This window comes from Streptomyces sp. TM32 (assembly GCF_004122755.1).
Taxonomy (GTDB): domain Bacteria; phylum Actinomycetota; class Actinomycetes; order Streptomycetales; family Streptomycetaceae; genus Streptomyces; species Streptomyces sioyaensis.
Genome location: NZ_SDIG01000180.1, coordinates 1 through 11,998, shown reverse-complemented (window position 1 = coordinate 11,998; position 11,998 = coordinate 1). Strand labels below are relative to the sequence as shown.

Genomic DNA, 11,998 nt, shown 5'->3' with positions numbered 1-11,998 from the left:
GCGGTGGGGTGGGGGCCGGGGCGACCGGGACCCGGACGACCGTGCCGCAGGCGCAGCCGGACTCCGGTGCCGGCCACTCGTCCTGCCGTCCGCAGACCTCGCAGCGCACCTCCACCCAGGAGGCCTGCCAGGTGCGGTGCAGTATCTCGACGGGCACCCCGCCGCGCAGCACGGGCAGGGTCAGCGGGGCGCCGCAGGCGCACGGGAAGGTGGGCGGGGTGAAGGCGTTCTCGCGGCGGCACGTGGGGCACCGCACCGGCACGCTGTCGGCCATGGTGGCTCCTGGCAGGTCGGGCGGCAGTCAGGTCGGATCTGCTGCCGGCTCCATGGTCTCGCCAAAACCGGCCGCCCGGGGCCGAATCGCGGGAGAGCCCGGGGTGGGGAAGAACACGGGCAGCCATGGCGTACGGGGGAGCGGAGCCGGGGCGGGGCCGGCCGGCGTGGCACAGGGCCCGGAATCCGTGACCGTACGGGTTCCGGGCCCTGTGGTGGATCCCGCCCGACAGCGCGAGAAACGGCGCGACAGGACATCGCGCCGCCGGACGGAGCGTGTGGAGGAGGCGGGCTCCGCGGCGGGGATACGGCTCGCCCTTCCTGCCGGGCGGGCGCTGCCCACCGCACTGGAGTGTCCCGGATGCCGCGGAGCCCGCGCTCCCTCTCCGTACCGGCCGGCCGCCCCTCAGCCGGCCGGCCGGTACGGATGCGCAAGGATGCTGACCTCCCGTCAGTCCTCGCGCAGTTCGTGGACCCGCGCCTCGACGCGCTTGCCGTAATCCGGGTCGGCGGCGTGGAAGTGCGCGAGGTTCTTCTCGATCACATCGTCGCGGCCGACCTGGGAGAGGCCGCCGGCGATGTTGTCCACCAGGCGCTTCTTCTCGTCCTCGGACATCAGCCGGTAGAGCTCGCCGGCCTGGAAGAAGTCGTCGTCCTTGGTGTGTGCCGGGGCCTCGTGGGTGCCGGTGTGGCCGGAGACCGCGAGCGGGGCGGAGAGTGCCTCGTTCGTCTGCACGGGGCCGCCGTAGGAGTTCGGCTCGTAGTTCTTGGCGTGCCGGTCGTAGCCGTTGGTCGCCATGAGGCCGTCCCGCCCGTAGTTGGCGGCTCGGCCACCGGACACAGCCTTGGGGGCGTTCACCGGCAGCTGGGTGTGGTTGACGCCCAGGCGGTAGCGGTGCGCGTCGGCGTAGGCGAACAGCCGGCCCTGGAGCATCTTGTCCGGGGACGGGCCGATGCCGGGCACGAAGTTGTTCGGGGAGAAGGCGGACTGCTCGACCTCGGCGAAGACGTTGTCGGGGTTGCGGTCCAGGACCAGGCGGCCGACCCGCTGGAGCGGGTAATCCGCGTGCGGCCACACCTTCGTGAGGTCGAACGGGTTGAAGCGGTAGTCCGCCGCCTCGGCGGCCGGCATGACCTGCACATACAGCGTCCAGGAGGGGTACACGCCCCGCTCGATGGACTGCAGCAGGTCGGTCTGGTGGCTGTTGGGGTCCTTGCCCGCCAGCTCGGCGCCCTGCTCGCTGCTCAGGCTGCGGATGCCCTGGTTGGTCTTGAAGTGGTACTTGACGAAGAAGGCCTCGCCCTCGGCGTTCGTCCACTGGTAGGTGTGCGAGCCGTAGCCGTTCATGTGGCGGTAGGAGGCCGGGATGCCGCGGTCGCCCATGAGCCAGGTGATCTGGTGGGTGGCCTCGGGGGCGTGCGCCCAGAAGTCCCAGACGTTGTCCGGCTCCTGCCGGCCCGTGAAGGGGTCGCGCTTCTGCGAGTGGATGAAGTCGGGGAACTTGATCGGGTCCTTGATGAAGAACACCGGGGTGTTGTTGCCGACGAGGTCGTAATTGCCCTCTGCGGTGTAGAACTTCAGGGCGAAGCCGCGCGGGTCACGGGCCGCGTCCGGGCCGCCGAGGTTGTCGGCGACCGTCGAGAACCGGATGAACGTCTCGGTCCGCTTGCCGACGGTGTTGAGGAAGTCGGCGCGGGTGAAGGCGGTGACGTCGTCGGTCACCTCGAAGTAGCCGTACGCACCGGAGCCGCGGGCGTGCACGACCCGCTCCGGGATGCGCTCGCGGTTGAACCGGGCGAGCTTCTCCAGCAGATGCTGGTCCTGGAGGACGAGCGGGCCGCCGACGCCGGCGGTGGCGGAGTTCTGGTTGTCGGCGACGGGGGCGCCAGCCTCCGTAGTGAGAAAGCGCGCCGTCAGCGTGGGCTTCGACATGGTGACCTTCCGTACGAGAGCGCGGAAGTTGGCTTCCGCTGTCGGAGCGTAAGAAGCGCTCCGACCAAACGTCAACAGTTTGTTGAAACAAACCGGGGGTGGGGATGCGGCGCGGAATTCCGGGCGGCGGCCGCGCCTGGGCGCGACAGGACAGTTGTCGGCGCGGCCGCCGCCCGGAAGGGTGGAGGGGGCCCGGGCCGGGCCCCGTGGGTGCGCCTGTGTACGGCAGCGACGGGCGCGGGCCGCACACCGCGCGTCCCGTGCGCATGGTGCGGCCCGGCGACGGCGTGCCGTGCGGCCCGGCGGGTGCCGTGCCGCCGGGCCGTCGTGCGCTCAGTCGTCGGCCACGGCCTCAGCCGGCAGTGGGCTGTCCGGAGAGCCGCTCGACGCCGCGCAGCAGGGCGGAGTGGTCGAGGCCGCCGTCGCCCTGGGCGCGCAGCGCGGCGACGAGGTTGGCGACGAGGCCGCCGACCGGGAGGGCGGCGCCGACGGTGCGGGCGGCGTCGGTGACGATGCCCATGTCCTTGTGGTGCAGGTCGATACGGAAGCCGGGCCGGAAGTCGCGGTTCTTGAAGTTGTCCTTCTTGCGGGTCAGGACGGTCGAGCCGGCCAGCCCGCCGTTGAGGACGTCGAGGGCGGCGGCCAGGTCGACGCCGGACTTCTCCAGGAAGACGACGGCTTCGGCGCACGCCTGGATGTTGACGGCGACGATGAGCTGGTTGGCGGCCTTGACGGTCTGGCCGGCGCCGTGCGGACCACACAGCACGATGGTCTTGCCCAGCGCCTCCAGGAGGGGGCGAGCGGCGTCGAAGTCCGCCTGGTTGCCGCCGACCATGATGGACAGCACGGCCTCGACGGCACCGGCCTCGCCGCCGGAGACCGGGGCGTCCAGGACGCGGATGCCCTTGTCGCCGGCGGCCGCGGCCAGGTCGACGGAGGTCTGCGGGGTGATCGAGGACATGTCGATCAGCAGCGCGCCGGGCCGGGCGTTCTCCAGGATGCCGTCGGGGCCGTAGGCGATCGCCTCGACCTGGGGGGAGGCGGGGACCATGGTGATGATGACGTCGGCATCGGCGACCGCCGCGGCGATCGAGTCGGCCGCGGTGCCGCCGGCCGCGGCCAGCCGCGCCAGCTTGTCGGCCTCCAGGGTGTAGCCGGTGACCGAGTAGCCGGCCTTGAGCAGGTTCTCGGCCATGGGGGAGCCCATGATGCCCAGGCCGATCCATGCAATCGCCGGGCGGGAGGAGGCAGCGCGGGTCGGGCGGGAGGAGTCAGCAAGGTTGCTCATGAGGTGCCTCTTTCGAAAGCGTGCGTCGTCAGGCGGGGTGCCGCCGGTTTCCTACGGGTCAGCCCGCCGCGCGCAGCGGGGCCGGCAGCCAGGCGAAGGCGCCCGCGCTCGGCCCGTCGCCGGGCTTGTACTCCAGGCCGGTCCAGCCGTCGTATCCGGCCTTGGCGAGGCGGTCGAGCAGATCGGCGAAGTCGAGGTCGCCGGTGCCGGGGGCGCCGCGGCCCGGGTTGTCGGCGATCTGTACATGCGCGGTCTTCGCGGTGTAGCGGTCGATGACCTCGTGCAGGTCCTCGCCGTTCATCGACAGGTGGTAGAGATCCATCAGGAACCGGGCGTTGTCCAGGCCGGTGGCCGCGTTCACCGCGTCCACGACCTCGATCGCCCGGGGGGCCGAGACGATCGGGCAGCGCGGCGACTCGGGCGCGTTGAGCGCCTCGATCAGCAGCGTTCCGTCCACCTCGGCGACCGCGCGGGCGGCGAAGGCCAGGTTCTCCAGCGCCAGTTCGTCCTGCTCCGCCTCGCTCACGCCCTCGACGCGGTTGCCGTACAGGGCGTTGAAGGAGGTGCAGCCCAGCGAGCGGGCGAATTCGACGGCCACCGGCACGTTCGCCCGGAACCGCTCCGACTCCGCCCCCGGGACGGACAGCGCGCCGCGGTCGGGCCCCGGCAGCTGCCCCGCGTAGAAGTTCAGGCCCACCAGCCGGGTCCCGGCGTCCTCCAGCGCCGCACGCAGCGCGGCCGTCTCCGTCGGCTCGGGAACCGGGGCGTCCACCCACGGCCACCACAGCTCCACCGCCGTGAAACCCGCCGCCCGTGCGGCCGCCGGCCGCTCCAGCAACGGAAGCTCGGTGAACAGGATCGACAGATTGACGTTGAAGCGCGTGTCCGTGAAGCCCATCAGGCCGGCGCCCCTTCCGGATAGTGGAACTGTTTTTCTGCGTAATGGAACACTGCCTGGCGGGCTCGGAGACTGTCAAGGGGGCCCCGGGGCAATTTCTGGTGGCCGGGCCGAACCGCGCGTAGGTTGAGCGACGTGCGATTGAGAGTGGAGTTCACGACGGAGCCGTTCGATCTGGACGAAGCGCCCCCGCATGCGGTGGTGGCGCGGGACATCGTCACGGGCGCCGCACTGGACGCCGTCGACGTCGGCCCGTTCGGCAATACGGCCGAGGGTGACGCGGACCAGGTGCTCGGTGCGGTGAACGCCCTGCTGCGAGAGACCCTGGAGGCGGGCGCCACCCGGGTCTCCCTCCAGGTCAACGTGATCGCGGACGCCGGGCGCGGCGAGGGGGCGGCGACGTGACGGAGCCCGCCGGCCACCCGGACGTGACGGAGTCCGCTGACCACCCGTTCGTCCAGGCCGTCAAGCCGCTGGTCGACGCCATGGGCGGCCAGCTGGTCGCACCGGACCAGGCCCAGGGCGACGACGTCGTGCTGACCTGGGAGGGGCAGGACCGGGTGGCCGTACGCCTCCCCCACCTGTCGGAGTCCCTCGACCACATCCTCGTCGAGCTCCAGCGCCGGCACGGCAAGCCGCTGGCGGAGCTGGACCGCAAGACCAAGCAGTCGGTGGTGCGGATCCTGGAGTCCCGGGGCGCCTTCTCCGTCCGCCACGGCGTCGAAACGGTCGCGACCGCCCTCGGTGTCAGCCGCTTCACCGTCTACAACTACCTGAACCGCGAAAGCGCCGCGCGGGAGCCCGGGGTGCAGGCGGCGGGCGAGTAGCGGGACAGGCGGAGGGGCGAGCGGCGCGGGGAGAGCGGCGGGCGGGACGGCATTTCCGTCCGGAATCACCCGACGGTGGCTTTTGCGTCACCAACTTTTCAACAAAGTGTTGACGTGGTGTGGCCGGGGGTCTTAGCTGTTTCCAGCCAACCAGAGCTGTCTCGCACCACCTGCCGCACCACCTGCCACGGAGGCTTCCCGTGTCTTCGAGTTCACCGCGCTCGACGGGGGACACCCCCGTGCCCCCGCCGGGGCTCAGCCGGCTCAACGCCGCCGACGACAGGACGGCCCGGGCCGCCCTGCACGAGGTGTGTGCCAGCCGGGCATGGGGAGACCGGATTCTCGCCGGGCGCCCCTACGCCACCACCGACGCCCTGTGCGCCGCGAGCGACGCCGCCATGGCCGAGCTGACCGCGGACGATCTGGCCGAGGCGGTGGCCGGGCACCCGCCCATCGGCCGGCCCAAGCCCGGAGACCCGACCTCGCACCGCGAGCAGAGCGGGATGGCCGACGCCGGTGCCGCGCTGAAGGCGGAGATGCTCGAACTCAACCTGGCCTACCAGGAGAAGTTCGGGCACACCTTCCTGATCTGCGCCTCCGGCCGCACCGGTGAGCAGATGCGGGACGCGATCCGGCACCGGATCGACAACACGCCGGACCAGGAACGAGAGATCGTGCGGGTGGAGCTCGGCAAGATCAACCGCATCCGCCTGACCCGGATCGCGGAGCCCGCAGAAGGAGACGCAGCATGAGCAGCGAGACGGCAGCACCGACGTCGGTGTCCACGCACATCCTGGACACCAGCGTGGGCCGCCCCGCGGAGGGCGTCGCCCTCACGCTGTCGGTGCGCTCGGGCAGCGACGCCGCCTGGACCGCCCACGGCGCGTCCACGACCGACGCGGACGGACGCTGCAAGGACCTGCCGGCGCTGCCGGACGGCACCACCCATGTGCGCCTCGACTTCGCCGTCGAGGAGTACTTCGTATCCAGCAAGGCACACCAGCAAGCCGAGGAACAGCAGGACGCCCCCCGCGCAAGGGACAGCGGAGTCTTCTTCCCGGAGGTGGCAATCACCTTTGCCGTCACTCCGGGCGAGCACTATCACGTACCGCTGCTGCTCAACCCGTTCGGCTACTCCGTATACCGAGGGAGCTAGCACCGACATGACTGCCCATTCCCGCCCGGTGATGCTCGGCCAGAACCAGTACGGCAAAGCGGAAAACCGCGTCGTCAAGATCACCCGCGAGGGGGACACCCACCACATCAAGGACCTGAACGTCTCGGTCTCGCTCTCCGGCGATCTCGAAGAGGTCCACCTCTCCGGCTCCAACGCCCACTGCCTGCCCACCGATACGACCAAGAACACCGTCTACGCCTTCGCCAAGGAGTACGGGATCGAGTCGGCCGAGCAGTTCGGCATCCATCTGGCCCGGCACTTCGTCACCAGTCAGGAACCGATCCACCGGGCCCGCATCCGGATCGAGGAGTACGCCTGGGAGCGGATCGCCGGCTCCGACGCCAACTCCCGCTTCATCGGCTCCGACGAGGTCAACCACTCCTTCGTCCGCAAGGGCCAGGAGACCCGGCTGACCGAGATCACCTACGACGGTGAGCGGTGGCAGGTCATCTCCGGTCTCAAGGACCTCGTGGTGATGAACTCCACCAACTCGGAGTTCTGGGGCTACATCAAGGACAAGTACACGACCCTGAAGGAGGCCTACGACCGCATCCTGGCCACCGAGGTGTCCGCCCGCTGGCGGTTCAACTGGACCGACGACGACCAGCGGATGCCCGGCTGGGAGCGTTCGTACGAGCAGGTCAAGAAGCACATCCTGCAGGCGTTCGCGGAGACCTACAGCCTCTCGCTCCAGCAGACGCTGTACCAGATGGGATCACGCGTGATCAACCATCGTTCCGAGATCGACGAGATCCGCTTCTCCCTCCCGAACAAGCACCACTTCCTGGTGGATCTGGAGCCGTTCGGAATCAAGAACGACACCCCCGACGGAGCCGTCTACTACGCGGCGGACCGCCCGTACGGCCTGATCGAAGCCACCGTCCTGCGCGACGGTGTCGAAGCCCGGATCCCCGTGGATCTGACCAACCTCTGAGCGTCCCGACGCCACGCCGTGCCCGCTCCCCGTCCCGCAGCGGGGAGGGGCACGCACCCCGAGAGGAGCGACCTGTGACACAGCCGGCGCACACGCGCTCCTGCTCCCGCTGCGCTTCCCCTCATTCGGCACCCGGAGCACCCCACGGGCGGCGGCCCACCCGGCCGTCCCGCCCGGCTCCGGCACTCAAATCCGTAGGGCCATGCCGTGCCCTCCCCCTGGGACCGGGACCGTCCCCCGCTCCCGACGTCGTGCGAGCGGCGGGACCCGCCCCGTCCAGGGGGATCCCCATGCCGGAACCGAACGAAGGAAAGCACCATGGCTGCATCGGCATCCCCTGACGGCGCGGAGACGCGGCGCATCGTCATCGAGAACTGTGCCCTCGCGACCGTCGACGCCCAGGACACCGAGTACGCCACCGGCCATGTGGTGGTCGCCGGAAACCTCATCGAGTCGGTGGGCGCGGGCAAGGCGCCCGAGGGCCTTCCGGGTGTCGTACGCCGGGTGGACGGCACCGGCCATCTGGTCACGCCCGGCCTGGTCAACACCCACCACCACTTCTACCAGTGGATCACCCGCGGGCTGGCCACCGACCACAACCTGTTCAACTGGCTGGTCGCGCTCTACCCGACCTGGGCGCGGATCGACGCCCCGATGCTCGCCGCGGCCACCCAGGGCTCGCTCGGCATGATGGTCAAGGGCGGCGTCACCACCGCCTCCGACCACCACTACGTCTTCCCCCGTGGCTCCGGCGACCTCGTCGGCGCCGAACTGGCCGCCGCCGCCGAGATCGGCGCCCGGATCACCCTGGCCCGTGGCTCCATGGACCGCAGCGAGAAGGACGGCGGGCTGCCCCCGGACTTCGCCGTCGAGACCACCGAGGGCGCCCTGCTGGCGACAGAAGAGGCCATCGACCGGTACCACGACGCCTCCTTCGGCTCGATGGTGCACATCGCCGCCGCGCCCTGCTCGCCGTTCTCCGTCTCCACCGAACTCATGCGGGAGGGCGCGAAGCTGGCCCGCCGCAAGGGCGTGCGGCTGCACACCCACGGCTCGGAGACCGTGGAGGAGGAGAAGTTCTGCCACGAGCTCTTCGGCATGGGCCCCACCGACTACTTCGAGTCGACCGGCTGGCTCGGTGACGACGTGTGGATGGCGCACTGCGTCCACATGAACGACTCCGACATCGCCGCCTTCGCCCGCACCGGCACCGGCGTGGCGCACTGCCCGTCCTCCAACGCCCGCCTCGCGGCCGGCATCGCCCGCGTCCCCGACATGCTGGCGGCCGGCGTCCCGGTCGGCCTCGGCGTGGACGGCACCGCCTCCAACGAGTCCGGCGAACTCCACACCGAGCTGCGCAACGCCCTGCTGATCAACCGCCTCGGCGCCCACCGGGAGGCCGCGCTGAACGCCCGCAAGGCGCTGCGGCTGGGCACGTACGGCGGTGCGCAGGTCCTCGGCCGGACCGCCGAGATCGGTTCGCTGGAGGCCGGCAAGCTCGCCGACCTGGTGCTGTGGAAGCTGGACGGCCTCGGCCACTCCTCCATCGCCGACCCGGTCACCGCGCTGGTCTTCGGCCCGCCCGCACCGGTCACCCTCTCCCTCGTCGGCGGCCGGCCGGTCGTCGAGGACAACCACCTCAGCAACGTCGACGAGGACACCCTCGCCCGCACCGCGCGGGCCGAGGCACAGCGTCTGGCCCGGATCGCCGCCGGGGACTGACCCCGCGGCGCGGTCCAGCGGCCGACGACCCCTGACTCGGCCGGGAGGGACGGCTCCCGGCCGGGCTTGTGGATCCGAGCGGGATCCACAAGCGCCGGACCCGGGGGTACGGGCAGTGCCCGCACCCCCGGGACGGTCGGACCTGCCGCCGTCCACGCGCCACGAGCGCACCGTACGCAGCACCGCCCACCAGGCGACCTCTCCACTACGCAGCACCTCGCAAGCCCTCCGTGACAGCCTCGCATCGCCTGCTCCGGCGACGCAGAAAACGAAGGAGGCCCGCAGTGGCCGCAATGACCGGGCAGAAGCCGGAGGGGGACCGGAAACACCCCGTTGACGAGACCCTCCCGCCCCTGAAGATGTTCACCAGCGGCCTCCAGCACGTGGCCGCGATGTACGCGGGTGTGGTGGCCCCGCCGATGATCGTGGGGCCGGCCTGCGGGCTCGGCGCCACCGAAACCGCGTTCCTGATGGGCGCCAGCCTGTTCACCGCGGGCATCGCGACGCTGCTGCAGACGCTGGGGTTCTGGAAGGTCGGCGCCCGGCTGCCGTTCGTGAACGGGGTCTCCTTCGCCGGGGTCACGCCGATGGTCGCCATCGGCAAGGCCCAGAGCCCCGGCCATGCGCTGCCGGTCATCTTCGGTGCCGTGATCGTCGCCGGTGTGCTGGGGTTCCTCCTCGCCCCGTACTTCTCCAAGCTCGTACGGTTCTTCCCGCCGGTGGTCACCGGCACCGTCATCACCCTGATCGGCGTCTCGCTGCTGCCGGTGGCCTTCCACTGGTCCCAGGGCGGCAATCCGCAGGCTCCGGATTTCGGTTCGCTGACCAACATCGGGATGGCCGCGCTGACCTTTGTGATCGTGCTGGTGCTGCGCCGGGTGCTGCGCGGCTTCCTCCAGCAGATCGCGATCCTGCTCGGGCTGGTCGCCGGCACGCTGATCGCGATACCCGTCGGCATCACGCACTTCGCCGCCCTCGGCAAGGCGTCCCTGATCGGTTTCCCGACGCCGTTCCACTTCGGTGCCCCGCAGTTCGACGTCGCCGCGATCGTCTCCATGTGCATCGTGATGCTGGTCTGTATGACCGAGTCGACGGCCGACATGCTCGCCCTCGGCAAGATCGTCGGCCGGCCGGCGGACGAGCGCACCATCGAGGGCGGACTGCGCGCCGACACCCTGGGCACCGCCCTCAGCCCGCTGTTCAACGGCTTCGCCAACAGCGCCTTCGCCCAGAACATCGGCCTGGTCGCGATGACCAAGGTGCGCAGCCGCTACGTCGTGGCGACCGGCGGGCTGATCCTGATCGTGCTGGGCCTGTGTCCGGTGGCCGCCTCGGTGATCTCGCTGGTCCCGCTGCCGGTCCTCGGCGGGGCCGGCATCGTGCTGTTCGGCTCGGTGGCCGCCAGCGGCATCCAGACGCTGGCTTCCGCCGCCATGGAGAAGGACGACAACGCCCTGATCGTCGCGGCGGCCGTCGGCATCGGGTTGATCCCGATCGCCGCGCCGGACTTCTACCACGTCCTCCCCAAGAACCTGCTGGTCGTCCTGGACTCCGGCATCAGCACCGGCTGTCTGGTCGCCATCGTCCTCAACCTCGCCTTCAACCACTTCAGGAACAGGGACGCGGAAACGGCGCCGGACACCGGTGCCCCCGGCGACCCGGAGGCCGCGCAACCACCGCGCCTCGCCACCGACGGCGGCGCCGGCGAGCCCGCGGCGGCGCCCGCCCACTGACGCCGGAACAGCGCAACGGCCCGTACGGGAGCGCCAACTGCGGCTCTCCTGCGGGCCGTTGGGCAGCCCGGCGCGGGAGCAGGGGGCAGCTGGCGTCAGCCGGTGCCGTGGCTCTCGCCGTACGCCTCCCGGTCCCGCGGCGATCGGTCCAGCAGCCCGGACAACAGCTCGCGGACCCCTGGCTCCGGTGCGAAGTCCTCGGTGGGGAAGGCGAGTTGCCGAAAAACGACGCCGTCCATGTAGTCGAGGAGGATCCCGCAGTGCCGCCGCGGTGCCGGCGAGCCGAAGCGCCGCAGCCACGTTGCGCCCCAGCCGACGACGGCCTCCCGTCCGCGGGTGAGCGCCGGGCGGAGCTCGGGCCGGGACGTGGACTCCAGGTAGAGCGCGAAGCGGGCGGCGGTCCTGGTGCGCTCGGGGCCGGTCACGTACCGCAGGAACCGGCCGACGGCATCGGCGAGTTCACCGGCATCGGCCGGGGCGGCCGCCGCGGCGAAGGCCTCCCAGTCGCGGTGCTCCCGCTCCTGGAGGTGGTCGACGATGCCGTCGATCAGGGCCGTCCGGTTACGGAAGTAGTTGGAGGTGGTGCCCGACGGAACCGCTGCCGCGGCGTCCACGGCCTGATAGGTCAGGCGCCGAGCGCCCTCGCTGCCCAGTACCTGGATCCCCGCGTCCAGGACCTGCTCCCGCCGTCGTGCCACGCCGCCGCGCCCTTCGTGCCGTGCTCGTTCGTTCCTGCTGGTGCAGGGGCGAGCCACTATAAACATAGTGACGCGGCGAGAGTACGCACGCGTATATCAGCATTTACCATCCCATGCCGGATATGCTGCATCGGCCCTGGCAGGGAGTCAGGAGGTCGATGTGCGCGCGGCAAGGGCGCCACGGAGAGGGGTTCCGCGGTGCACGAGAACGCCGGCGACCCGCCCTTCCGCCGCGCCGGCGCGGTCGGCGGCGCTCTGGAGACCACCGTCGACGCCCTGATGGACGGGGTGTGCGCCGACCTCAAGCGGCTGGCGGCCATCCCCTCGATCGCCTTCCCCGGCTTCTCCCCCGAACCGGTGCTCCAGGCTCGCGATCTGCTCGTCGCCCTGCTCCGGGACGCCGGTGTGGCCGATATCGGCGAGCTCAACCTCCCCGGTACCGCGCCCGTCATCACCGGCAGCCTCCCGCGCGCACGACGACGCCGCCGATGACGCTCCGTCAGTTCGACGCTCCG

General features: G+C 71.0%; 12 protein-coding genes and 1 pseudogene. 8 read left to right on the top strand and 5 right to left on the bottom strand.

Annotated features, from left to right (window positions below; translation table 11 throughout):
• The 4 genes and pseudogenes from EST92_RS27420 to EST92_RS27405 all read right to left on the bottom strand — a co-directional run.
• Window positions 1-274 (bottom strand): annotated as a pseudogene (locus tag EST92_RS27420) (hypothetical protein); the annotation flags it as partial.
• Between the two features lie 450 nt (window positions 275-724).
• Window positions 725-2,206: a catalase gene (locus EST92_RS27415; protein WP_129283435.1), complete on the bottom strand. Its 1,482-nt coding sequence runs from the start codon at window positions 2,204-2,206 to the stop codon at window positions 725-727.
• Window positions 2,207-2,558: 352 nt separating this feature from the next.
• Window positions 2,559-3,494 carry a 2-hydroxy-3-oxopropionate reductase gene (locus tag EST92_RS27410; protein ID WP_129283434.1) on the bottom strand — a complete coding sequence of 312 codons (936 nt, stop codon included), beginning with the start codon at window positions 3,492-3,494 and terminating at the stop codon, window positions 2,559-2,561.
• A gap of 58 nt (window positions 3,495-3,552) precedes the next feature.
• The gene (locus EST92_RS27405) at window positions 3,553-4,392 is read right to left on the bottom strand and encodes a TIM barrel protein (RefSeq protein ID WP_129283433.1); all 840 of its coding nucleotides are present in this window, start codon (window positions 4,390-4,392) and stop codon (window positions 3,553-3,555) included.
• A gap of 135 nt (window positions 4,393-4,527) precedes the next feature.
• Here EST92_RS27405 and EST92_RS27400 point away from each other — a divergent pair, with 135 nt between their 5' ends.
• The 7 genes from EST92_RS27400 (at window position 4,528) to EST92_RS27370 (ending at window position 10,785) form a co-directional block, all read left to right on the top strand.
• Window positions 4,528-4,797: a hypothetical protein gene (locus EST92_RS27400; RefSeq protein ID WP_129283432.1), complete on the top strand. Its 270-nt coding sequence runs from the start codon at window positions 4,528-4,530 to the stop codon at window positions 4,795-4,797.
• Between the two features lie 23 nt (window positions 4,798-4,820).
• Window positions 4,821-5,219 carry a helix-turn-helix domain-containing protein gene (locus tag EST92_RS27395; protein ID WP_129283438.1) on the top strand — a complete coding sequence of 133 codons (399 nt, stop codon included), beginning with the start codon at window positions 4,821-4,823 and terminating at the stop codon, window positions 5,217-5,219.
• Window positions 5,220-5,458: 239 nt separating this feature from the next.
• Window positions 5,459-5,971: a 2-oxo-4-hydroxy-4-carboxy-5-ureidoimidazoline decarboxylase gene (gene uraD / locus EST92_RS27390; RefSeq protein ID WP_129283437.1), complete on the top strand. Its 513-nt coding sequence runs from the start codon at window positions 5,459-5,461 to the stop codon at window positions 5,969-5,971.
• Window positions 5,968-6,375, top strand: coding sequence for a hydroxyisourate hydrolase (gene uraH, locus EST92_RS27385; RefSeq protein WP_129283431.1), 408 nt, complete (start codon window positions 5,968-5,970; stop codon window positions 6,373-6,375). Before uraD ends, uraH begins: the two co-directional genes overlap by 4 nt.
• A gap of 7 nt (window positions 6,376-6,382) precedes the next feature.
• The gene (pucL, locus tag EST92_RS27380) at window positions 6,383-7,330 is read left to right on the top strand and encodes a factor-independent urate hydroxylase (protein ID WP_129247773.1); all 948 of its coding nucleotides are present in this window, start codon (window positions 6,383-6,385) and stop codon (window positions 7,328-7,330) included.
• 318 nt (window positions 7,331-7,648) lie between these two features.
• Complete coding sequence (locus EST92_RS27375; RefSeq protein ID WP_129283430.1) at window positions 7,649-9,052, top strand: 8-oxoguanine deaminase; 1,404 nt, start codon at window positions 7,649-7,651, stop codon at window positions 9,050-9,052.
• Between the two features lie 293 nt (window positions 9,053-9,345).
• Window positions 9,346-10,785, top strand: a complete 1,440-nt coding sequence (locus tag EST92_RS27370) for a nucleobase:cation symporter-2 family protein (protein WP_129283436.1) — start codon at window positions 9,346-9,348, stop codon at window positions 10,783-10,785.
• Between the two features lie 95 nt (window positions 10,786-10,880).
• Here the strand turns inward: EST92_RS27370 and EST92_RS27365 are convergent, their stop codons facing one another.
• The gene (locus tag EST92_RS27365; protein WP_129283429.1) at window positions 10,881-11,483 is read right to left on the bottom strand and encodes a TetR/AcrR family transcriptional regulator; all 603 of its coding nucleotides are present in this window, start codon (window positions 11,481-11,483) and stop codon (window positions 10,881-10,883) included.
• Window positions 11,484-11,681: 198 nt separating this feature from the next.
• Between EST92_RS27365 and EST92_RS27360 the strand changes: the two genes are divergently transcribed.
• Window positions 11,682-11,975, top strand: a complete 294-nt coding sequence (locus EST92_RS27360) for a hypothetical protein (protein WP_216849131.1) — start codon at window positions 11,682-11,684, stop codon at window positions 11,973-11,975.
• The last annotated feature ends 23 nt before the right edge of the window (window positions 11,976-11,998 follow it).

Coding starts and splice junctions, on each gene's coding strand:
- EST92_RS27415 (WP_129283435.1), bottom strand. CDS start 2,206: ATGTCGAAGCCCACGCTGACGGCGCGCTTTCTCACTACGGAGGCTGGC.
- EST92_RS27410 (WP_129283434.1), bottom strand. CDS start 3,494: ATGAGCAACCTTGCTGACTCCTCCCGCCCGACCCGCGCTGCCTCCTCC.
- EST92_RS27405 (WP_129283433.1), bottom strand. CDS start 4,392: ATGGGCTTCACGGACACGCGCTTCAACGTCAATCTGTCGATCCTGTTC.
- uraH (WP_129283431.1), top strand. CDS start 5,968: ATGAGCAGCGAGACGGCAGCACCGACGTCGGTGTCCACGCACATCCTG.
- pucL (WP_129247773.1), top strand. CDS start 6,383: ATGACTGCCCATTCCCGCCCGGTGATGCTCGGCCAGAACCAGTACGGC.
- EST92_RS27375 (WP_129283430.1), top strand. CDS start 7,649: ATGGCTGCATCGGCATCCCCTGACGGCGCGGAGACGCGGCGCATCGTC.
- EST92_RS27370 (WP_129283436.1), top strand. CDS start 9,346: ATGACCGGGCAGAAGCCGGAGGGGGACCGGAAACACCCCGTTGACGAG.